16 protein-coding genes are annotated in these 23,218 nt (G+C 61.2%); 4 read left to right on the top strand and 12 right to left on the bottom strand.

What is annotated here, in order from left to right; genetic code table 11:
* Nucleotides 1-23: 23 nt before the first annotated feature.
* The 9 genes from BLR80_RS11300 to lepA form a co-directional block, all read right to left on the bottom strand.
* Nucleotides 24-449, bottom strand: coding sequence for a hypothetical protein (locus tag BLR80_RS11300; RefSeq protein ID WP_092080193.1), 426 nt, complete (start codon nucleotides 447-449; stop codon nucleotides 24-26).
* 117 nt (nucleotides 450-566) lie between these two features.
* Nucleotides 567-1,412: an ABC transporter permease gene (locus tag BLR80_RS11295; protein WP_092080190.1), complete on the bottom strand. Its 846-nt coding sequence runs from the start codon at nucleotides 1,410-1,412 to the stop codon at nucleotides 567-569.
* 20 nt (nucleotides 1,413-1,432) lie between these two features.
* A complete protein-coding gene (locus BLR80_RS11290; RefSeq protein ID WP_092080187.1) occupies nucleotides 1,433-2,626 on the bottom strand; it encodes a cofactor-independent phosphoglycerate mutase in 1,194 nt (397 codons plus the stop codon).
* A gap of 22 nt (nucleotides 2,627-2,648) precedes the next feature.
* The gene (xerD, locus tag BLR80_RS11285) at nucleotides 2,649-3,551 is read right to left on the bottom strand and encodes a site-specific tyrosine recombinase XerD (RefSeq protein ID WP_092080185.1); all 903 of its coding nucleotides are present in this window, start codon (nucleotides 3,549-3,551) and stop codon (nucleotides 2,649-2,651) included.
* Nucleotides 3,548-6,235: a [protein-PII] uridylyltransferase gene (gene glnD, locus BLR80_RS11280; RefSeq protein WP_092080182.1), complete on the bottom strand. Its 2,688-nt coding sequence runs from the start codon at nucleotides 6,233-6,235 to the stop codon at nucleotides 3,548-3,550. Before glnD ends, xerD begins: the two co-directional genes overlap by 4 nt.
* 9 nt (nucleotides 6,236-6,244) lie before the next feature.
* Nucleotides 6,245-8,002: an N-acetylmuramoyl-L-alanine amidase gene (locus BLR80_RS11275; protein WP_092080179.1), complete on the bottom strand. Its 1,758-nt coding sequence runs from the start codon at nucleotides 8,000-8,002 to the stop codon at nucleotides 6,245-6,247.
* Entirely contained in the window at nucleotides 7,974-10,574 is a 2,601-nt protein-coding gene (gene mutS / locus BLR80_RS11270; protein ID WP_092080176.1) for a DNA mismatch repair protein MutS, read from the bottom strand. The genes BLR80_RS11275 and mutS overlap by 29 nt, the downstream gene beginning before the upstream one ends.
* Before the next feature lie 58 nt (nucleotides 10,575-10,632).
* Nucleotides 10,633-11,304, bottom strand: coding sequence for a signal peptidase I (gene lepB / locus BLR80_RS11265; protein WP_092080171.1), 672 nt, complete (start codon nucleotides 11,302-11,304; stop codon nucleotides 10,633-10,635).
* A gap of 4 nt (nucleotides 11,305-11,308) precedes the next feature.
* Nucleotides 11,309-13,108, bottom strand: a complete 1,800-nt coding sequence (gene lepA / locus BLR80_RS11260) for a translation elongation factor 4 (RefSeq protein WP_092080169.1) — start codon at nucleotides 13,106-13,108, stop codon at nucleotides 11,309-11,311.
* Between the two features lie 327 nt (nucleotides 13,109-13,435).
* Between lepA and BLR80_RS11255 the strand changes: the two genes are divergently transcribed.
* Nucleotides 13,436-13,678: a hypothetical protein gene (locus tag BLR80_RS11255; RefSeq protein WP_092080166.1), complete on the top strand. Its 243-nt coding sequence runs from the start codon at nucleotides 13,436-13,438 to the stop codon at nucleotides 13,676-13,678.
* Between the two features lie 213 nt (nucleotides 13,679-13,891).
* Nucleotides 13,892-14,317 (top strand): protein-export chaperone SecB, encoded by a 426-nt coding sequence (locus BLR80_RS11250; RefSeq protein ID WP_171906437.1) that lies wholly within the window; start codon nucleotides 13,892-13,894, stop codon nucleotides 14,315-14,317.
* A gap of 242 nt (nucleotides 14,318-14,559) precedes the next feature.
* Here BLR80_RS11250 and BLR80_RS11245 read toward each other — a convergent pair whose 3' ends face one another.
* The 3 genes from BLR80_RS11245 to BLR80_RS11235 form a co-directional block, all read right to left on the bottom strand.
* The gene (locus BLR80_RS11245; RefSeq protein WP_092080161.1) at nucleotides 14,560-15,564 is read right to left on the bottom strand and encodes a DUF262 domain-containing protein; all 1,005 of its coding nucleotides are present in this window, start codon (nucleotides 15,562-15,564) and stop codon (nucleotides 14,560-14,562) included.
* On the bottom strand, nucleotides 15,564-16,118 hold the full coding sequence (locus tag BLR80_RS11240; protein WP_092080254.1) for a hypothetical protein: 555 nt from the start codon (nucleotides 16,116-16,118) through the stop codon (nucleotides 15,564-15,566). The genes BLR80_RS11245 and BLR80_RS11240 overlap by 1 nt, the downstream gene beginning before the upstream one ends.
* Nucleotides 16,119-16,197: 79 nt before the next feature.
* The gene (locus BLR80_RS11235) at nucleotides 16,198-17,490 is read right to left on the bottom strand and encodes a hypothetical protein (protein WP_092080158.1); all 1,293 of its coding nucleotides are present in this window, start codon (nucleotides 17,488-17,490) and stop codon (nucleotides 16,198-16,200) included.
* A 573-nt stretch (nucleotides 17,491-18,063) separates the two neighbouring features.
* Between BLR80_RS11235 and BLR80_RS11230 the strand changes: the two genes are divergently transcribed.
* Nucleotides 18,064-19,710: a PfaD family polyunsaturated fatty acid/polyketide biosynthesis protein gene (locus BLR80_RS11230; protein ID WP_092080156.1), complete on the top strand. Its 1,647-nt coding sequence runs from the start codon at nucleotides 18,064-18,066 to the stop codon at nucleotides 19,708-19,710.
* Nucleotides 19,707-23,218 (top strand): type I polyketide synthase (locus BLR80_RS11225; protein ID WP_171906436.1); only part of this gene is annotated, 3,512 nt, incomplete at its 3' end. The genes BLR80_RS11230 and BLR80_RS11225, both read left to right, overlap by 4 nt.

Below are 23,218 nucleotides of genomic sequence, written 5' to 3'. Positions count from 1 at the left end.
GTGCCTCCAGGATACTGAGCAGATCAGAAACACAGACCTTCAAGACGCAGACGCTCGGGATCAACGGTATCCGGCGCCGGCGGTTCCGGCCAGCTCAGCCGATAGCCGCAACGGTAACGCCAGCCATGAGCCGTCCGGTCCAGCTCGGCCAGCTCCAACCAGGCATCGACCGGTCGCGGCGGCGCCTGCAGCCGCAGCCAGAACAGCACCTCGGCATGATCAGCCCGGTGCCACTGCTGAACCAGCTGGTAGTCGAGCAGACGGCACTGCCGCAGGGCCGCTGCGGCGGCAAAGCGCAGATAATCCTTACGCAATGGAAACTGCTGGCGAAACGCGGATTGTGGGTGATAGCTGTCATAGATCAGGCCAAAACGGCCGGCGGTCACCGCCTGCAGCCGTGCCTCGATCAATCCGGCCGGAGTCAGGTGTAACAACTGCTTCAGCGACATCGCAACGGCTTCTCCCTCCTGCGCCCTGTCACGTTGGCCCTGGGCCAGCAGTTTGAGACGGCCCCGGCCGTTCAGCCATGCAGCTGGCGCAAAAACGGGTGCGTTTTTGCGGCGCCATCAGGCATCACCACTACGGGGATCAAACAGATCGCGCAACCCCTCCCCCAGCAGATTGTAACCCAGCACCGTCAGCAGAATGGCCAGACCGGGAAACAGCGACAGCCACCAGGCCGTCCCCAGGGTCTGCTTGCCGGTAATCAGCATGTTGCCCCAGGAGGGCGTGGGCGGCTGCACCCCGATGCCCAGAAACGACAGGGAGCTTTCGGTCAGTATGGCGCCGGCCACTCCCAGGGTGGCCGATACCAGCACCGGCGACAGGGCATTGGGCAGAATATGGCGGAAGATGATGCGGCTGTCGGAAGCCCCCAAGGAACGTACCGCCAGAACAAAATCGCGCTGGCGCAGGGACAGAAATTCGGCCCGCACCAGCCGCGCCACACCCATCCAGCCGGTCAGGCCGATGATGGCCATGATGTTCCAGATCGACGGCTCCAGAAAGGCAATGACCGCCAGAATCAGAAAAAATGACGGGAAACACAGCATGATATCGACAAAACGCATGATTAGGATGTCGACCCAGCCGCCATAGTAACCCGCCAGCGCCCCCAGCAGAATCCCGATCAGCGTGGCGATGCCGACCGCCACCAATCCGACCAACAGCGAAATGCGCGCGCCATAGGCGATACGTGTCAGCACATCACGCCCCAGATCGTCGGTACCAAGCCAGGCGTCGGGACCGGGAGGCAACAGCTGGCGGCCGATGTCCACCGCGCCGGGATCGCCCGGCAGCAAGGGGGCCAGCAATGCCAGCAGACACATGAGCCCCACCAGCAACAGACCAGCCAGGGTCATGCGATTGCGTGGCAGGCGGCACAGGGCGGCGGGCAGCAGGGAAGACAGCATGGCGTCGACCTGGTCCGCAGTCAGGCGCGCTGCAGCAGCTGCGGCAGCAGCAGGTGTCCCTGCTCACAGAAGCGGCCGGTGCTGTGCGCCGCCTGCTCGCAGTAGGTCAGGCCGCTGGCCCTGTCCTGTCGCGAATCGTACAGCACATAGGGAACCGGATCACGCGAATGGGTGCGCAGATGCAGGGGCGTGGGATGATCGGGCAACAGCAGCAGACGATAGGGCTCTGACAGCTGTTGCAGCACGGCGCCGACGATCTCGGCGTCAAACCGCTCGATAGCGCGGATCTTTTCCTCCAGGTTGCCGGCATGGCCGGCCTCGTCCGGGGCCTCGACATGCAGGTAGACGAAATCATGCCGGCTGAGCGCATCGATCGCCGCCGCGGCCTTGCCGGCATAGTTGGTATCGACATAACCCGTCGCGCCAGGCACCTCAATCACCTCAAGACCGGCATAGACACCAATTCCCTTAATCAGGTCAACGGCGGAAATCACCGCTCCGCTGATGCCGAATTTTTCGGCATAGGTCGGCATCTGCGGCGCCCGACCATGACCCCACAGCCAGATGGAACTGGCCGGCACCTGATTGTCGCGGATGCGTCGCAGGTTGACCGGATGGTTCTTGAGCAGCATCTGAGCCGATGTCATCAGGTTGATCAGAACCTCGGCACCCTGCCCCTGCGGCATCTTGTCTTCAATGCTCTGGTTGATGATGTCGTGAGGCGGCACGAACCGCAACCGGTCCTCACCGTTGCGCCAGACCAGCAGATGACGGTAGGACACTCCGGGGTGGAACTCGAAATCCGCATCGCCCAATTCGTCCTGCAGGCTCAGAATCAGCTCGCGCGCTTCGCCACTGCTGATATGGCCGGCGGCGAAATCGGCCATATACAGCTTGCCCTGATGATGCACGATATCGACCAGATTCAGGCGAAAGGCCACATCCTCGGGCGCCAGCCGCACTCCCATGCTGGCCGCTTCCAAAGGTGAGCGACCCGTGTAGCAGCTGGCCGGATCGTAACCGAACACGCTGAGGTTGGCGACATCGCTGCCGGGATGGTAGGCGGCCGGCACCGTCTGGGCCATGCCCAACTCGCCGGCACTGGCCAATCGGTCCATAAAAGGGGTCCGGGCGGCCTGCAGCACGGTCTTGCCGCCAAGTTCGTCCATGGGCTCGTCGGCCATGCCGTCGCCCAGCAATACCAGGTATTTCATGCACTCCTCGATGGTGCGCGCCCTAGGGGCGCGGGTGGAAACGCTCATGCACCCGTTGCAGGTGCTCGCGACTGACATGGGTATAGATCTGCGTGGTGGTGATGTCGGCGTGTCCCAGCAGCATCTGCACGACCCGCAGGTCCGCGCCGTTTTCAAGCAGATGGGTCGCGAAGGAATGGCGCAGGGTGTGGGGGGTGATGGTCTGTGTCAGGCCGGCCTGGCGGGCACGGCGCTTTATCATCAGCCAGAAGCCCTGGCGTGTCAAGCCCCTGCCCCGGCGGCTGAGAAACAGCGCCGGGCTGTCGGCATCGCTCAGCAGCTGCGGCCGGACCTGGGCCAGGTAATGTCTGAGACAGTCCTGGGCCGGCTCACCGACAGGCACCAGCCGCTGCCTGGAGCCCTTGCCCATGACCCGCACCATGCCGGTGGTGGCCTGATAATCGCTGCAGCGCAGCCCGACCAGTTCAGACACACGCAGCCCGCTGGCATAGAGCAGTTCCAGCATGGTCTGGTCACGCTGGTCGAGCAGGCAATCCTGACCACGCACCTGCAGCAGGCGATCCACCTCGGCCGGGCTCAGGCAACCGGGCAGGGTTTGCAGTAGGCGCGGGCTGTCGAGCAGCAACAGGGGGTTTTCCGTCAGCTGCCGCTGGTCGACGGCAAAACGATAAAACCCGCGCAGGGCCGCCAGCAGCCGCACCCGGCTGCGCACCCCCAGCCCCTCATGGCGCAGGGCGGCGAAGAACGTCACCAGCAGCGCCGGATCGACGGACTGCAGGCCGGTCAGCCCCTGCTGGCGCAAAAAGGCGCCATGGCGCTGCAGATCGCGGCTGTAGGCTTCCAGCGTGGCCGGGCTCAGTCCCTTTTCAACCCGCAGAAAATACAGAAAATCATCAATCAGCCGATCAAGGACCGTCGCCGTCACTGCAGACACTCCAGCAGGGCGCGGCGTAGTTCATCGAGCTTCTCCTGCTGGGTGATCTTGCTGCCGAAGATGTCCTGGACATAGAAGGTGTCACCGGCCCGCTCGCCCTTGGTGGTGATCTTGGCCACGCCGACATACAACCCCAGTTGGTTGAGGCAGTGGTTGATGCTGTAGAGCAGGCCCACCTCGTCACGGGTACTGATATCGATGACCGTATGCTCGGCGGAAATGCTGTTGTCGATATCCACCCGCGGCGGCACCCGCGGCACCATTTTCTTGCAGCTCAGTTGCACCGAACTGCGCCGTTTCTGCACCGCCTCCTCCACCCGGCCACGACCCTGCAGAAACCAGAGCAGATCGGCCTCCACCTTCTGCCATTTACGCGGGTCATCGTAGATCAGGCCGTCGGAACTGCCCACCTGCAGAACGTCCACAGCCGTGCCGTTCTTCTGCGTATAGATCTGGGCGCCAAGGATGTTGATGCCGTTGGCCGACATGACCCCGGCGATGATGGTGAACAGCCCCGGCACATCCAGGGTAACGATGATGACCTCGGTATAGCTGCGTTCGGGCCGGAAGGCGACCTGCATGGCCAACGGACTGTCGCCGCGTTGCAGCACCACGCGCAGGTGCTGGGCGATCTTGGCCGAACGATGGGCCATCAGGTAGCGGGTCGAACAGTTGCGCAGACAGTCGCGCACCAGACGCGGGTCGAATTCCTCGGCCAACAGCTCAAACACCTTGCGCTTGCGGTTGCGAATCTTCTCCGAGCGCTCCTCGCGCACAAAATTGCCCTTCTCCAGCACCGTATAGGTTTTTTCATACAGTTCCTGCAGCAAAAAGCCCTTCCATTCCGTCCACACATCGGGGCCAACGGCCTTGATGTCGGCAAAGGTCAGCAGATAGAGCATGTTGAGGTTTTCACTCATCTGCATGGTGGCGGCGAACTGGGCGATCAGGTTGTCGTCGTGCAGGTCGCGCCGCTGCGAGATATAGGCCATCTGCAGATGATGGCGCACCAGAAACTCCAGCCGCAGGCTGTCCTCGCGCCCCAATCCCAAACGACGGGCGATGGTCGGGATCATGCGGGCACCCTTTTCGCTATGCTGACTGCCCTGGCCCTTGCCGATATCATGCAACAGCACCGCCAGAATCAACAGCTGCGGTTTCTCGGTTTCCTGCGCCAGGCGGGTGAGCAGGGGCTTCTTCTCGCGGTAGACCCCCTGCCACAGCCGGGTGATCTCACGCACGGCGAACAGGGTATGGGTATCGACGGTGTAGATATGGTAGGCATCGTGCTGCACACGGCAGTAGATACGCCTGAATTCCGGGATGAAATGGTTGAGAAACAGCAGATGATGCATCTGCGCCAGAATCTCGTAGACCTGTTTTTTGCCCCGCAGGATTTCGAGAAAGGTGCCGGCCATGGCGCGCGACCGGCGCAAACGGTCGTTGATACGGAACTGATTCTCGCGGATCAGGGTTTTCAGCTTCAGACTCAGGGCCAGTTCGTGGCGCTGGGCCAGAAAAAAAGCCTGCATCATCAGAGCCGGCTCGCGGGCAAACAGATCGTCGTGACAGGGATAGATCTCGCCGCGCAAGGCGAAGAAGTTCTCATCGATGTTGCGGCGTTTCAGGTAGCCCAGCAGGCGGTGTTCACTCTGGGTGGTGCTCTGTGCCCGGGCGATCAGGCTGGAGGCCAGATGTTCCACCCGGCTGGCGGTTTCGTAGTAGTGCTGCATGAACTGCTCGACCGCCAGGGCCGTTCTGCAATCCTGATAGCCAAAAAAAGCGGCCAGCTGTTCCTGCTTGTCAAAGTGCAGCTGGTCGTTCTTGCGTGGTGAAAGATAATGCAGCTCATTGCGGATGCGCCAGAGGGCCTCGAGCAGGCTGAAGAACTGCTGATGTTCCTCCTCGCTGATTACGCCCTTGATGACCAGACCGCGCAGACTGTCGAGCTTGTACTTGACCTGACAGACCCACCAGGCCGTGTGCAGATCGCGCAGACCGCCCTCGCCTTCCTTGATGTTGGGCTCCAGCAGATAGACCGACGAACCGAAACGGCGGCGGCGCTGCTCGCTCTCCGCCAGCTTGGCGCGGATGAATTCCTGGCTGTTGCGGTTGAGCAGCACCGCATGCACCTGTTTGCGGTACAGGTCGTGAACGGCGGCATTGCCGGCCAGAAAACGCGAATCGAGCATGGCCGTGGCCACCGTCAGATCCTGCTCGGCCAGTTGCAGGCAATCCTGCCGGCTGCGCACACAGGGCGAGACATCGTATCCCAGATCCCACAGCAGATAGAGCATGCGCTGTGACAGCTCCTGCAGACTGGCGCTGGCCGGTCCGGGGCTGAAGAACATCAGGTCGATGTCGGAATAGGGATTCATCTCGCCGCGGCCGTACCCCCCCAGGGCAATCAGCGCACTGTCCTCGTCGGGCGGCAGATCGCGCCGGCAGAACCCGGCGAGAAAGCCGGTCAGGCTATCGGTCATGGCTGTCAGAGCCACCACGGTCTGACGGCCACTGGCACCCTGGCGATGGGCCGTGCGGATCAGCTGCGCGCAATGATCGCGCCAGCCACGCAGCTGCTCAAGCACGGCCGGCCGGGCGGTGGCGAAATCGCCGGCGAAGCTGGCCGGCGGATTCAGATCGGGACAGACAACGACGGGACGCTGATGCGGCATGGCGACGGTCTACCTTTCGGCCAGCAGATTCTGCGAACGCAGGTAATTGGCCACGCCCTGACTGATGCCGAGAACGGCCTGAGCCTGGTAATGGCTGTTCTTGAGATAACTGGCCTCCTTGGCATGGCTGATAAAAGCCACCTCGACCAGCACCGAAGGCATGGTGGCGCCGAGCAGCACATGGAACGGCCCCTGCTTCACCCCCAGGTCACGAACCGGATATTTCTGGCGCAGCCGCTTCACCATCGCCTGCTGAATCTCCGTGGCCAGCCGGCTCGATTCGTTGATCTTGGCGTTGGCCATCAGATCAAACAGAATCAGCTCCAGGTCGCTGACCTCCTTCAAGCTCATGCCGTTTTCCCGCGCCGCCACCTCAATGGCCTTGTCGTTCTTGGAGAAATTGAGAAAAAAGGTCTCCGTGCCATGGGCCGCCTTGTTGAGGCTGGCATTGGCATGGATCGACACGAACAGGTCGGCATCCACCTCATTGGCAAAAGCGGTGCGCTGCTGCAGGGTAAGATAGACATCGCGCTCACGGGTCAGCAGCACCTCGCAGGACACCTGCTGCCGCAGCTGCTCGGCCAGCTTTTTGGCCATTGCCAGCGTGATATCCTTCTCGTACAGGCCGCCGGCGCCCACCGCACCGGGGTCTTTACCGCCATGACCGGCATCGACCACAATGCGCAGACGCTGTTTCTTTTTCAGCGGCGGCAGCTGCAGCCGCTGCACCGGCTCGGCGCTTTTGGCCGGCAGCAGGGCAGTCACGGCATCGCCGGCCGGCTGGCGCGGCGCACTGGCCGGAGCCTCGCGCAACTGCGGCGGGTTGGCCGTCAGGCTGGCGTGCTGATCATGACTGAAATCGACCACGATACGGAACGGCTGCGTGAGGGTGAACACCTGATAGCCCGGCAGGCGGTCAAAATCGCACACCAGGCGCACACCATGGGTTCCCTTGCCCTGGCGGATGGCGCGCAGAGCCGGCGCGCCCCGCACGCTGAACGTCTCCGGCAGACCGGCCCGGCTGCGGGCACCGGCCAGATCCAGATAAAACCGTGGCGGGCCGCTGAGGTTGCCAAGCTGGTAGGGCGTCTCGCCGCTGAGTTCAATGACCAAACGGGTATGGTCGGCGCCGACGGAATAACGGATATCCTCGATCTGACTGCCGCCGGCCTGGGCGGCCGGGGTAGCAACCGGTGCCGGCGAGGCGGGTGGCGCTTCGCCCAGCTGCGCCAGCAGAGTGCGGGCCGGCGCGGCCATGTCAGCGCGCGGATATTGGCGCAGCAGGCGCTGCAGCAGCTGGCGGGACTGTACGTTGTCAGCCAGCCGCTGCTGCTGGATGCGGGCACTGTGCAACAGGGCATCGTCGGCCAGCGAGCTGGCCGGGTAGCGCTCGAACAGCCGCTGGTAATGACTCAGGGCCTGCTGCAGATCATCCCGCTGATGCGAGATGGCGGAAAGTTTCTCATAGCCCTGGCCCAGCAGATAGCAGGCATCGGCGGCACGGGCATGCTGGGGATAGCGCCGCACAAAGGTCGCCAAGGGATCAAGTACCCGCTCCCAGTGGTGGCGGTACTGCTGGCGGCTGTTCGACCTGAGCAGGGCATGGTAGGCCTCGCGGGCGGCGGTGTAGTCGCTCTGGGGCGAGGCGCAGGCCGGTTGGGGCCACAGCAGTGCCAGCAGCAATACAAGCGGCAGCAGGGCCGGCAGCAGAACGGTAACGATGCCGCACGGGCGGCGCTCAGTCATCAAGCAGTTGGCAGAGTTCATGGATACAGCTCAGCGCTTCCAAGGGTGTCATGCGGTTGATATCGAGCTGGCGCAGCCGCTGGCGCAGCGGATCGACCGGCGCGGCTGACGTCTTCCTGTCAGATTTTTGGCTCTGTGCCAGCAGCGGCAGGCCTTCGTCCGAATACTCTCCCCGTTCCAGATTGGCCAGAATCTCCTTGGCCCGGCGGATAACCGGCTGCGGCAAGCCGGCCAACTGCGCCACCTGAATGCCATAGGAATGACTGGCCGGCCCCGGCACAATGGTGCGCAGAAAGACAATCTGGTCCTGCCACTGGCGCACGGCAATGTTGAAATTCTCAATGCCCTTGCGGGTGCGGCTCAGATCGGTCAGTTCATGGTAATGGGTGGCGAACAGGGTCTTGGCCGCCAGCTGGGGATTGTCATGCAAATATTCGGCCACCGCCCAGGCGATGCTGATGCCGTCGAAGGTAGAGGTGCCCCGGCCGATTTCATCAAGCAGAATCAGGCTGCGCGGCGTGGCGTGATTGAGAATGTAGGCCGTCTCGCTCATCTCGACCATGAAGGTCGACTGGCCGCGCGCCAGGTTGTCACTGGCCCCGACACGGGTGAAGATGCGGTCCACCAGACCAATTTCGGCCTGCTGCGCCGGCACGAAACTGCCCATCTGCGCCATCAGGGTGATCAGCGCCACCTGGCGCATGAAGGTCGATTTACCGGCCATGTTGGGACCGGTGACCATCAGCAGCTGGTGACTGTCGGTGTCGAGCAGCACATCGTTGCTGACAAAGGGATCGCTGCCGGTCAGCAGTTCCACCACCGGATGCCGGCCAGCAATAATCTCAAGCCGCGCACCCTCGTGCAAACGCGGCCGGCAGTAGTTGCGCTCATGCGCCACATCGGCCAGGGCCAGCAGCACATCCAGCGCCGCCAGGCCCTCGGCGGTGGCCTGGATACGCTGGCGCGCGGCGCCAATCTGCTGGCGCAGCTCCTCGAACAGCTGGTATTCGCGCTCGGCGATGGCCTCCTCGGCGCCCAGCACCCGGTCCTCGTAATCCTTCAGCTCCGGCGTGAAGTAGCGTTCGGAATTGGCCAGGGTCTGCTTGCGCTGGTAGTCGACCGGCACCTTGGCCAGCTGGGTCTTGGGGACATCGATATAATAGCCGAACACCCGGTTGTAGCGCACCTTCAGGCTGGCAATGCCGCTGCGCTCGCGCTCCTGCCGTTCCAGCCGGGCAATGAAACCCTTGCCGTCACGGCTGATCTGGCGCAGTTCATCAAGCGGTTGATCATAGCCGTCACGGATCAGGCCACCGTCACGCAGGCCAGCCGGCGGTTCGTCGGCCAGGGCGCGGGCCAGCAGCCCGGCCATATCCTCCAGCGGATCGATCTGCTGATGCAAGCGCGCCGCCAGCACGCCGGCCAGTTCGCCACACAGCTGGCGCAGGGGCGGCAGCGGCTGGCACGAGTTCCGCAGCGCCACCAGATCACGGGCACTGGCACTGCCCATACTGATGCGCGACAGCAGCCGCTCCAGATCGTTGATGGTGCGCAACAGCTCGCGTAGCTGCTGGCGCTGGCGCGGCTGATCAATGGCCTGGGCGATAAAATCAAGCCGGGCATCGATGGCCTGACAATCCAGCAGCGGCCGCAGCAGCCACTGGCGCAGCAAGCGGCCGCCCATGGCGGTGAGTGTGCGGTCGAGTGCCCCGAGCAGCGACCCCTTGCGCTGAGCGCCACTGAGGGTCTGGGTCAGTTCCAGATTGCGGCGGGTAGCCTCATCGAGCACCATGCTGTCCTGAATCTGATAACAGGTCAGGGGCCGCAGATGGGCCGCCTGGCCCTTCTGGGTCTGCTCGACATAGTAGAGCACCGCGCCGGCCGCCGCGATGGCGGCCTCATCGTCGGCACAGCCAAAAACGGTCAGATCGCTGGTGCCGTAGCAGGCGTTGAGGCGCGCCGCGCCCTCCTCGGCGGTGAACACTCCGTCGGGCAGGGTCGCCAACGAGGCAACCTGCTCTGGCGCCAGCGCCAGGCGGGTCACCAGCGTGGCACGCTCGCCCTCGGCCACCAGCAGCTCACGGGCCTCAATGGCCAGCAGCTCGCGACGCACCTCCTCGGGATGCTGGGCGCTGGTGACACGGAACTGGCCGGTCGACAGATCGAGACTGGCCAGGCCATAGCGCTGGCGCGCGCTGCAGCTGATAGCCAGCAGATAGCTGTTGCGATCGGCACTGAGCAGTTCCGGCTCCAGCACGGTGCCGGGCGTCACCAGCCGCACCACCTCGCGCCGGACAATGCCCTTGGCCATGCGCGGGTCTTCCACCTGCTCGCAGATGGCCACCTTGTGACCGGCGGCCACCAGGCGACTGAGATAGGGCTGGGCGCTGTGATAGGGAATGCCGCACAGGGGAATCTGTTCCTCGGCGCCCTTGTTGCGGCTGGTCAGGGCGATGTCGAGCACCTTCGCGGCGATCACGGCATCGTCAAGGAACATTTCGTAGAAGTCGCCGAGCCGGAAAAACAGGATGGCGTCGGGATACTGACTCTTGATTTCGAGATACTGCCGCATCATCGGCGTCTGTTTCGCCATGCTGCGTCCGCCTTTCGCTGCCAGAAGAAAAAGCCGCCGGAACCGCCGCTCCGGCCCGTTACTCGATCAGCCGACCAATCCGCGACCAGCGCGGCAGCATTCGCTCGGCATCCCACGACCAGTACTTAATGAAGGCCTTGCCCTTGATCTGCTCACGCTGGACAAAACCCCAGAAGCGGCTGTCATAAGAGCGGTCGCGGTTATCGCCCATCACGAAATAATGCCCCGCCGGTACCCGTACCGGCGCCATGAAGTCACGCCGATCCTGCGGATGGGGCCGGCTGCCGGGCTGGATGATCTCGTGTTCCTTGTGAATCTCCTGGGGAATGTGATAGAGGCTGCCGTTGACATAGACCTGCTTGTCGCGCACCTCCACCAGATCACCGGGCAGGCCGATGATGCGCTTGATGAAATCACGCCGCTGCCACCAGCTCTTGTCGGCATCCTCGGGAAATTCAAACACGATGATATCGCCCCGCTCCGGCGTCGTCAGCGGCAGCACGAACTGGTCGGTAAAGGGAATCCGGCTGCCGTAAACAAACTTGCTCACCAGCAGATGGTCACCAATCAGCAACGTGTCCTCCATCGAGCCCGACGGAATCTTGAACGCCTGCACCACAAAGGTGCGGATGATCAGGGCCAGAACGGCGGCCACCAGCAGGGCTTCGCCGTATTCACGATACCAGGGTTTCTTGACGGTTTTTTCTTTCATTTCAATCAGTTCGCTCATCTTTTTAGTCTTTTACCTTAAGAATGGCCAAAAAGGCCTCCTGCGGCAATTCAACACTGCCGATCTGCTTCATGCGCTTCTTGCCTTCCTTCTGTTTTTCCAGCAACTTGCGCTTGCGACTGATGTCGCCGCCGTAGCATTTGGCGGTCACGTCCTTGCGCAGGGCCTTGACCGTTTCACGGGCGATGATCTTGCCGCCAATAGCCGCCTGAATGGCCACCACATACTGCTGGCGCGGAATGAACTCCTTCATCTTCGCCACCAGCTCGCGGCCCCGCGCCTGGGCCTTGTCGCGATGCACAATCAGCGACAGGGCATCGACACTGTCGCCGTTGATCAGCACGTTCATGCGCAGCAGCGGGCTGGGCCGGTAATCCAGATGCTCGTAATCCAGCGAGGCATAACCGCGCGTGATGGATTTGAGCCGGTCATAGAAATCGAGCACGATCTCGTTGAGGGGCAGTTCGTAGACAATCATCACCCGGCTGGCGGTCAGATAGCGGATCTCGCGCTGCACCCCGCGTTTTTCCTCGCACAGCGCCAGCACCGTGCCGACAAATTCGTTGGGCACATGGATCGACGCCAGAATGAACGGCTCCTCGATGCAGTCAATATACTGGATATCCGGCAGCTTGTTGGCGCTGTCGACGCGCAGCTCTTCGCCCTTGATGGTGGTCACCCGGTAAACAACGGTCGGCGCCGTGGTGATCAGATCAATGCCGAACTCGCGCTCCAGCCGTTCCTGCACAATCTCCATGTGCAACAGGCCGAGAAAACCGCAGCGAAAACCGAATCCCAGCGCCACCGAGTTTTCCGGCTCGAAGCTGATCGACGAATCGTTGAGCTGCAGTTTTTCCAGCGCGTCACGCAGCAGATCGTATTCGCTTGAATCGATGGGATACAGGCCGGAAAACACCATCGGCTTCACTTCCTTGAAGCCCGGCAGCGCCTGCTGCGCCGGCTGGTGCAGATGGGTAATGGTGTCACCCACCTTGGCGTCCTTGACCACCTTGATGCCGGCGATGAGAAAGCCGACCTCGCCGGCCTGCAATTCCGCGCGCTCCAGCGGATGGGGCGCGAACACCCCCAGCTTAAGAACTTCGTAGCTGCGCCGGCTGGCCATGAACAGGAACTTGTCGCCCTTTTTCAGGGTGCCGGCCACAATGCGCACCAGCACGATAACGCCCTGATAGGAATCGTACCAGGAATCGAACACCAGCGCCTGCAGCGGCGCCTGGGGATCACCCTTGGGGGCCGGCACCTTGCGCACGATGGATTCGAGAATCTCGTGAATACCGATGCCTTCCTTGGCGCTGGCGGCAATGGTGTCCGAGGTGTCAAGGCCGATGATCTCCTCGATCTCCTCCTTCACCCGCTCGGGCTCGGCGCCCGGCAGATCGACCTTGTTGAGCACCGGCACAATCTCCAGGTCGGCATCAATCGCCAGATAGACATTGGCCAGGGTCTGCGCCTCAACCCCCTGGGAGGCATCCACCACCAGCAGCGCGCCCTCGCAGGCCATCAGCGACCGGCTCACCTCATAGGTGAAATCGACATGCCCCGGTGTGTCGATCAGGTTGAGAATATAGTTCTGGCCATTGTCGGCCCGGTAGTTCAGGCATACCGCCTGCGCCTTGATGGTGATGCCGCGCTCGCGTTCCAACTCCATCTTGTCGAGAAACTGGTCGGTTTTTTCCCGATCGGTCAGGGCGCCGGTTTCCTCCAGCAGGCGGTCGGCCAGAGTCGATTTGCCGTGGTCGATATGGGCGATGATGGAAAAGTTTCGAATATTCTGCTGCTTCATGGGGCTGCGCTCGTGCCTCCGTCGGTCCTGGGTCAAGTTTCGTGCAAGCCCGCTAGCCTAGCCAGATTCCCGCCATTTGTAAAGGTGAACATCCGGCTAACAGGCTGTTAAAAAACAGCCTGCTGGAGCCCATGGACGGGCGACCAAAATCAATCCATTACGAAGTAATGATTGATTTTGTGAGCAAGATAGAAATCGCATTTTCGGCTTGCGTCGTTGAAAAGGCCCCGGATGGGACTTTTTCAACATCATGCTAATGCTCCGCCCACTATCGGCCGAAGAGACACACATCATCCGCCAACCCCCAGCCGGACAGCCACCCACACCATGCCGACAGCCCCCACCCGCCAGGCCGCCCAACCGATCATCAGCCCCCTGCCGCCACTGCCACCCCTGTGGCGCTGTCCACTGCAACTGAGCTTCGGCCTGGTGGCACTGGCCGCCCTCGCCGTCAGCCTGTGGAGCCTGAGCCATCTGGCCCGCCCCGCCCACGGCGACCAGAACAGCCGCCAAACACCGGTACCGGCCATCTACGAAACCCCGCTGACGCCGCGCCAGCTGCAACTGTAACCCGTCCGCCCGGCTTCCCTCTTGCGCGCCGGCCCCCGCCACTGGTATAAGTGGCGACATTGCAACACCCGCCAACAGCTGCGGTGCAGTCATCGTCCCGCTGCTTCAACGCACAGCCAATACGCCTCATCGCTCAACCGTTGCGCGCCCAGCCTGCGGCGCTTTTTTCTTCGCCAGCCAGATGCTTTTTGCGCAAGCATCATGAGGGTCGCCATGATCACCACAACCCCGCCCTGCCTTAACGACTTCAAGTTGCTGCGCCTCGATTTCGCGCTCAACCCGCGCTTTGCCAGCGCCACGGGCCAGGCCCAGATACAGACCGAATTCAAGATTCGCCACGAGCTGCAGCCGCCCCACCTGCGCGTTTACCTGACCATCGCCTTCAACGATGCCGACGGCCCGTTCCGCCTCCAGGCCGAAGGGCTGGGGCTGTTCGACCTGCCAGCCCAGCGGCGCGATGCCGAACTGGAACAGCTGGTCAACGAACACTGCGCCCTGGTGCTGTTCCCCTACCTGCGCGAACTGGTGGCCGATATCACCCGCCGCGCCGGCTTCCCGCCACTGCACATCCCCCACGTCGATTTCGCCCGCGTATTCGCCCACCGCAGCCGCGAAGCCGCCAGCCAGCTGCTGCACTGAAAACAAGGCACCGCTTCTGCCGCGCCATATGCACCCCCGACAGCAGTAAAAAAGCCCTCTCCCGTGAAGGGAAAGGGCTGGAACAAGGCAGCTTAAGAGCACCAGGGGAGTGGCAAAATTGTGGTCTGGTCCCATTAACCTTGGGGGTTCAGGGGTTATGCAACGGCTTTGTTTCGGCTGCTTCTAACGTCAAGTTTCAGCCACGCGCGCCTTTGGCGCGTCGGCTGGAAGCGCATGTTAGCTTAAATCTCGGAAATTACTCCTCTAATTAGACTGCCTCTTGTAATTCTACTGCTTCTATCGTTGCTTGCTTGAAGTGCTGCCTTGTAGTACTTCATATGCTCACTGTCCTCAGGTACTCCACCAACGGATGCAAGCTCAACCTTATTGTAAAAGGCGTCTAAGTTCGCACGAACTTTTGATGCGTCAAGGTCAACTTTCTCTTTATATATTGCGCGGTGAATTTCAACAAACAAACTATAAAAATCAGCTTTTTTAAAAACTCTAGATGTGTTATCGAAATTGAGTTTATCTATGAATTGTAGAGTAGCAGTAAACTCCGATAGTATTTTTTCTTTTATTGTGAATTCCTCGTTGTATTTTTCCAAGTACTCTTCTAGCTCTTTATCTCTGTTTGTATAAGTACTCATGGCGGCAATCATCATGGTTAAACAGTACTTAACGTCATTCATTCTCTTTATGTCGCCAGCAGTAAATATTTTATGGTCTTCAAAAAACGGAATTTCGCTGATTTCTTCTCCTGCTTTTTTAAATTCCCCGTTGAATCTTGAATTATGCAACTCCATTGCGTTCAAACCATAGCTGGTTGAATTGATTCTTTTAAACACCTCGCGAATTTCATCCACAGGCATATTGCCCATATCTCGCACTACAACCCTGTACTCTAGGAATTCTATTTGTTTATCTTCTTCCAATTCAGAGTATTTTGGTATCTTATTCGTGACTTTAATATCAGGAGAGTCCTTGAAATACTGGTACAAAGTTGTTAGTCGTTGCTGCCCATCAACAATAACTTCTGAACCTTCACCTGTTTTAGGATCTACTTTGCCAGCAGCTATATACACTTCAGGAAATGGGTAACCTTCTAATACAGTTCTTATAAATTCAATTTTATCTTTATTGGTCCACACCAGGCGCCTTTGAAAATCAGGCTGGGGGATCAATGATCCATTGCCTATTGCAGTAAGTAATGTTCTAAGACGCCTGTTGGAAGCTGATGTATCCATTAATGTATCTCCTGCATACACTGCTCGATGCAAATGGTTTGGTATTCTTTTAGAAAGAAGTGTGAGTGATACAATCCTGCTCTGATTTTATACGGGCCATACTTTTCTGTTGCCGTTAGAATATTGAAAAAACCCCACCATTGCTTAGAAAAATCAAAATAATCGCTTGATGGCAGCTTGTCCGGTCTTATCCAGCCTTCAGATAAGTATTTAAAAAAAGCGTTAGCTTTTGGCCAGTCAGCTGCGCTTTTCTTGAACAAATAAGCTTCTTCCCAGACACGTTGAAACAAAATTGGTGAAACTATAGCAATATCAATATCAGAGTCATCTGAAAACTCCACGAACCGCTTACTAGGCTTTAGACTAAAACCCAGCTTCCCAGAGCCAACCATAACTACATCATTGAATTCTACGGAAAAATTTTCACATACGTCTTCTCTAATATGAAAATGTTGATCATTATTCAAAAGATAGCACTCGCCATTCAGAATGTATTTTCTGAACACTTGAAGGCTTGTAAGCGATTTTAAATCACTCTTGAATTCTTCGATCATGCCCATTGGTTTATTAAGCTAACGTGGAGGTCACCGGCGCTGCGCGGCTTTATCGCGCAGCGTCCGGTGGACCGCCGGGTTATGCCTGTGGTTCAAAACCGAGGTACTCCAGAAGCTCATCATTCGTGTGGGTCTGTGCAAACACCAAGAAATTTGCATCGACTACAACAAGCTCGCCGTTGCTGAAGTCAAAAATTAGCGGCTGCAATTTGTGCTTGAACTGAACCTTACCCACTCGTTCGAGCGCTTGAATTACGTTGTTATGTTGAAGGGAGTCGCCGGCTGGATGATTCGGACGGATACGGTGAAAAATAACGTTCGGTCGAAGGCCACGCCGCAATTCCTCTGGAGTCGCGGTGATTACCGCGTAGCCGATCCACTTGTACATCTCAAGTTGCGTTTCGCCGAGGCCCTCTGAGAACCGAGCAAGAAAGTTCCTGTAACGCGCTGCCTGTTCGTCAGCGACAGCACGAAGCATCTCAGTTACGTCCGCCTCGCTACCAACGTCGACCATGTCCTCTTGTGTGTTCCAGATTTTGTACTTCTCGCAGAGGCGATAACAAACCTCTTGAAGCAAGCCGACGTTTCCCTGACAGCCATCAACGATTAGCTTCTGAACCGCCTCACCAATGGAAATGTTTAGCAGGGCGGTGCCTGAGTTGATGACCTCTTGAAGGTGAACGGGCTCCCAATGATCTGCATTTATCGTTGCGATACGGCCGGATAGATCGCCGTTGTAAAGAGTGAGCTTGTTTGCTTCTAGCCAAACCCCAACAACGATAAATACGAACTCCGACATTTCGTGAAACACCTTAAGATCAAACGCCAAGGCTTGTTGGACGTCCTCATCAAGATAGTGAAAATCCTCAATCACGACGTACTTTTTGAAGGCAGCAGCTTTCAGCACACGAACCACGTCGTTCGCGTCCTCGGGGTCAATTTCGAAGTCCTTAGATTCAGTAACGTTCTCGTGACCATTCTCGCTCTCAAGCCCGCCATCCACCGATCCTTCCGCTATCAGAGGAATTTTTCCTTCGGCACTTATGGTTGCGTGCAACTTTCTTGAACCGCTAAGAGTTCTACTTTCGCTAACCTCGCACTTGACCCCCGCGTGCTTCAGTAGCATTTCATAAAGCGATGCCTTTGAAGAATCGCGCGTGCATTGAATTACTACATAGTCATTCTCGGCAAGGTGATACTTACGGAGGCATGTCTTTCCTTGCTTGGATGCTCCATGAATGACAATGTGCTTGTCTCGCGTAATATCGTTCAGGAAGCGATCATCTACTCCGGGGCGCTCAATGTACGTTTGAGGAACCTCTCGGGAAGTCCCAAATACTTCCGCAAGCTTATGGGTTTGTTCGGCGGCCACTATTACCTCCCTTGAAGAATCGCAAAGTGCTGCATACAGGCATAACAATAAATAGACAGTTTCTGTATAAAACGTAAAATAAAGAAGATATCAGCTGTATAAAACTTTTTGCAAATTTACCAGATATCTAATTTACCTATTTAAAATCAGCATGTTACAAAAAAATAACGATTTCATATCCGTTTTATACAGATCTGTATAAACCCTCTTCAAAGGCCGTCCATCAGGCTCTTCCCCCTTGCCTCTTTCAATATTTTCCACCTGATTACGATAACGGGGCCATGCAGAAGTTAAATTAATTTCGTGAAACAACAGGAACCAAACTATCTGCTTATCGCACCGTGAGCGAGCAACTGTCAACGGTTCATTCGACCTTATTGATTTTTTCTTTATCTGCCTGTTTGGATGGCGTTTCCGAAGGGCTAACACTTCGATTTGTCAGGGATATGGCAGCGGATGCGGCGCAGGCGGTACTTTGTTTTTGCCTTGCTCCGCCGTTGGTGGCATAATTCCGCTTTTTTCATGTCACGGCAACCTGCGTGGTTGCACCGCTTTCACGGACAACCTCTGATCATGACCTTGACTCACACCTCTGCCTGTCTGACGCCGCTGGGCCTTTTTGAACCGGCGGCGGCGCCGCTTACCGATCTGCCGCACGCCCTTTATCAGTTGGGCCGGCCCCTATTTCTGACCCGCAACCCTGCCGGGGGACTGGAACTGCACCAGCAGGGCAGCGCCCGTCTGCCGGCCTCTGCAGCGGCCGAGGGTCTGCCGCTTTTGGGTTATGCCGCGCCGTTGCCGCTGGCGCAGTGCGGCCAACCGCGGTTTCTGACCCGCTTCGGCCTGCGTTATCCCCTGCTGGGCGGCTCGATGGCCAAGGGCATCAGTTCGACGGCTCTGGTGATTGCCCTGGGGCAGGCCGGCATGCTGGGCTTTTTTGGTGCCGCCGGTCTGAGCCTGCCACAGGTGGAACAGGCCATCGACCAGATTCAACAGGCGCTGCCGACCCAGCCCTACGGTTTCAACCTGATTCACAGCCCCAATGAGCCCGAGCTGGAACAGGCGCTGGTCGATCTGTACCAGCAGCGCGGTGTGCGCCTGATCGAGGCTTCGGCCTTTCTGGCCCTGACGCCGGCCCTGGTGGCCTACCGTCTGCGGGGGCTGCGCCGCGCCGCCGATGGCCGGGTCGAGGCGACCCACCGTATTATCGCCAAGGTGTCGCGCGAGGAGGTGGCCCTGCCCTTCCTGTCGCCGGCGCCGGCCCGACTGGTGCAGCAGCTGCTGGAGCAGGGCCGCATCAGTGCCGAACAGGCCGAGCTGGCCGCGACGCTGCCCATGGCCGATGCCCTGACGGCCGAGGCCGATTCCGGTGGTCATACCGATAACCGGCCGGCGCTGGCCCTGCTGCCGACCCTGCTGGCCCTGCGCGACCGGCTGCAACAGCAGTACCGTTATGCCGAGCCGGTCAGTATCGGGCTGGGGGGCGGGATCGCCACGCCCCAGTCGGTGGCGGCCGCCTTCAGTCTGGGGGCCGATTATCTGGTGACCGGCAGTGTCAATCAGGCCTGCCGCGAGGCTGGCACCTCGGCACTGGTGCGGCAGATGCTGGCCGAGGCACGCCAGGCCGATATCGCCATGGCGCCGGCGGCGGACATGTTCGAGATGGGCGTGACCGTGCAGGTGCTCAAGCGCGGCACCCTCTTCGCCCAGCGCGGCGCCAAGCTGTATGACCTGTACCGTCGCCATGCCAGTCTGGAAGAGATTCCGGCGGCCGAGCGCGCCAAACTGGAAAAGACCGTCTTTCAGGCGCCGCTGGAGCAGGTATGGCAGCAGACCCGCGCCTTTTTCGCCGAGCGCGACCCGCGTCAGGTGGAACGCGCCGAGCGCGATCCGCGTCACCGCATGGCGCTGGTGTTCCGTTCCTACCTGGGGCAGGCCACCCATTGGGCCATTGCCGGCAGTGCCGAGCGCAAGGTCGATTTTCAGATCTGGTGCGGCCCGGCCATGGCGGCGTTCAACAGCTGGACCGAAGGCAGCCCGCTGGCGCTGCCGGAAAACCGTACCCTGGTGGACGTCAACCTCAACCTGCTGCTCGGCGGCGCGGCCTGGCTACGCGCCCGTCAGCTCAGCCCGGCCCTGGGCCTGTGGCTGCGGCAGCAGGGTCAGGCGCTGCAGCTGGCGCCCCTTTCATCCGCACAGCTCAAGGAGTATCTGGCGTGAACCATTCCGCTGACATCCCTGCCCCGCACAACGGCCCGGCCTGCCCGCTGGCCATCATCGGCATTGGCTGCCTGTTTCCCAAGGCGGCCGATAAAACCGCCTACTGGGCCAACATCAAACAGCGGGTCGACGCCATCAGCGAGGTGCCGGAAACCCACTGGCGGCTGGCCGACTACTACGACGCCGACCCCAAGGCGCCGGACAAAACCTACGGCCGGCGCGGCGGTTTTCTCGACGCCATCGATTTCAATCCGCTGGAGTTCAGCATTCAGCCCAACATTCTCGAAGCCATCGACAGCTCGCAGCTACTCGGTCTGGTGGCGGCGCGCGAGGCCCTGCGCGATGCCGGCTACGATCCGGCCAGCGATTTCGCCCGCGAGCGCGTCAGCGTGCTGCTCGGCGTTACCGGCGCGCTGGAGATGGTGATTCCGCTGGGGGCCCGCCTCGGCCATCCGCAGTGGCGCCGCGCCCTGCTGGATTCCGGCGTACCGGCGGCGGTGGCCGACGAGGTCATCGAGCGCATTGCCGCTTCCTATGTGCCCTGGCAGGAGAACTCCTTCCCCGGCCTGCTCGGCAACGTGGTGGCCGGCCGCATCAGCAAGCAGTTCGATCTGGGCGGCAGCAACAGCGTGGTCGACGCCGCCTGCGGCAGCTCCCTCAGCGCCGTGCACATGGCGGCCATGGAACTGGCCTGCCACCGGGCCGACATGGTCATCACCGGCGGTATCGACACCTTCAACGACATCTTCATGTACAGCTGTTTCAGCAAGACGCCGGCGCTATCGCCCAGCAACCGGGTCTGCCCGTTCGACGCCTCGTCCGACGGCACCCTCATTGGCGAGGGCCTCGGGCTGGTGGTGCTCAAGCGTCTGGCCGACGCCGAACGCGACGGCGACGCCATCTACGCCGTCATCCGCGGGGTCGGCAGCGCCAGCGACGGCAAGGGCGGCGCCATCTACGAACCCAGTGCCAAGGGCCAGGTGCGCACCCTGCGCGACGCCCACGCCCAGGCCGGCGTCACACCGCGTAGCATTGGCCTGATCGAGGCCCACGGCACCGGTACCCGGGTCGGCGACGCCACCGAAATCCGCGCCCTGCGCGAGGTGTTCGGCGACAGTGACGGTCGCCCTTGGTGCGCCCTCGGCTCGGTCAAGTCGCAGATCGGCCACACCAAGGCGGCCGCCGGCGCCGCCGGCCTGATCAAGGCCGCCCTGGCGCTGCGCTGGCGCGTGCTGCCGCCAACCCTTAACGTGCAGGAGCCCCAGGCGGTCATCGGCGAGGGCAACAGCCCCTTCTATGTCAATACCGAACTGCGCCCCTGGCTGCACAGCGGCCCGACGCCGCGCCGCGCCGGCGTGAGTGCCTTTGGCTTCGGCGGCAGCAATTTCCATTGCGTGCTGGAGGAATATGGCCAGAACCCTCCGGCCTGCGACTGGGCCGGCGCGCCGCAGATTCTTGCCTTCAGCGCCGCCGATGATAACGCCCTGCGCCAGCAGCTGAGCGCCTGCCGCGCCCAGCTGGCCAACAGCGATGCCGGCGCCCTGCGCCGCTTTGCCGCCCGCAGCCGGGCCGCCTATGCGGCCGATGCCGCTGCGCGTCTGCTCTGCGTGGTGGAACAAGCAGATCAGCTGACCAGCCAGCTCGATGCCGCCGAACGGCTGATCGCGGCACCGGCAGAGGTTGCCGGCACGCCTACCGGCGTCTGGTACAGCCGTGGCACGCGGCCGGCACCACAACTGGCGGTTCTGTTTCCCGGCCAGGGCGCCCAGTATCCCTTCATGCTGCGCGATCTGGCCTGCCATGCGCCGGAATTGCTCGACCAGCTGCAATTGGCCGATGCCACCCTGGGCGAAACGGAGGCCGAACCCCTGAGCGCGCGCCTCTATCCCCATTCGCGCTACAGCACCGCCGACCAGGCCGCGGCGGCACAGCGGCTGCAGGCCACCGCCGTGGCCCAGCCGGCCATCGGCTGCGTCAGTCTGGGCGCCTGGCACTATCTGCAGCGTTTCGGCCTGCAAGCGCAGGGTTTTGCCGGTCACAGCTACGGTGAACTGACCGCTTTGTGCGCCGCCGGCAGCTACAGCGCCGCCGAACTCTACCGTCTGTCGCAATTGCGCGGCCAGCTGATGGCCGGCACGGCCGGCGACGACAGAGGCACCATGCTGGCCGTGACCGCGCCGTTGGAACAGATTGACGCCCTGTTGCGCGAGGAAGCGCTCGATCTGGTGCTGGCCAACCGCAACACGCCCAACCAGGGCGTGCTGTCCGGCCGGCGCAGCGAAATCGAGCGGGCCGCCAAGCTGTGCCAGCAACGCGGTCTGCGCGCCACGCCGCTGGAGGTGGCTGCCGCCTTTCACAGCCCGCTGGTGGCGGAGGCCTCCGTGCCCTTTCGCGCGGCGCTGGATGAAACCGTGCTGCTGCCGCCGACCCTGCCGGTTTACGCCAACAGCACGGCGACGCTCTACCCGGCCGGCCCCACGGCCGAGGGCGACGAGGTCCGCGACCTGCTGGCGCAGCAGATCGCCCGCCCGGTCGAGTTCGTCCGCCAGATCCAGCGCATGGCCGACGATGGTTTCAACCTGTTTGTCGAGATCGGTCCGGGCGCGCGTCTGACCGGCATGGTCGGCAAGATTCTGGCCGATCGGCCGGTGCAGGCCATCGCCCTCGACAGCTCGGCCGGCAAGCGGCTCGGCCTGGTCGATGTCGCCCGTCTGCTGGCGCAGCTGTGCGCCCTGGGCGTGCCGCTGCAGTTGCAGCCGTGGGATGCGGAATTTGCCGCCACCGCCGTGGCGACAGCGGAACCGGCACCGCCGCGCCTGACGGTGCGCCTGTGCGGCGCCAACTACCACCGCGAGCAGACCCCGCGCCCGCCGAGTGACCGTCAGCTGGTGGATGCCCGCAACCTGCCGCAGGTGCAAGTCGCGCCCGCGCCGGTTGCGTCCGCCACCCCGGCCAGCCTTCCCCTTGCCGCCACGCCTGCCGCCCAACCAGCGCCCCAGCACGACAATCTGTTGCTGCTGCAACGCATGCAGGAGGATACCGCCCGCCTGCACGAACAGTTCCTGGCCGGTCAGGCCAGTGCCCTGCAGGCCTTGCAGGCCCTGCTGGGGCTGCAGGCTCCGGCTGCCACTCCGCCTGCCACTTCGCCTGCCACTTCGCCTGCTATCCCGGCCACCGTCGCTCAGCCTGCGATCAGCGCGGCGCCTTGCTGTGCCCCGGCAGCGCCGGTCCCAGCCGCGCCGGTCGCCACTGTGCCGTCACCAGCAGCGGCCAGCGCACCACCGAGCCCGCCGGCCGCGCCGGTCAGCACGGCAGTCGCCGCTGGCGCGCTGGAACAGGCCCTGCTGGCGGTGGTGGCCGACAAGACCGGCTACCCTGTCGACATGCTGGAACTGGATATGCGCCTGGATGCCGATCTGGGCATCGATTCCATCAAACGGGTCGAAATCCTCTCGGCCCTGCAGGAGCAGCTGCCCCAGCTGCCAGCCGTGGCGCCGGACGAGCTCGG

Origin of the sequence: Desulfuromonas thiophila (assembly GCF_900101955.1) — a bacterium.
GTDB classification, from domain to species: Bacteria; Desulfobacterota; Desulfuromonadia; order Desulfuromonadales; family Desulfuromonadaceae; genus Pseudodesulfuromonas; species Pseudodesulfuromonas thiophila.
Note: the sequence above shows the minus strand (reverse complement) of the source record. Positions and strands in the feature narration are given on the sequence as shown.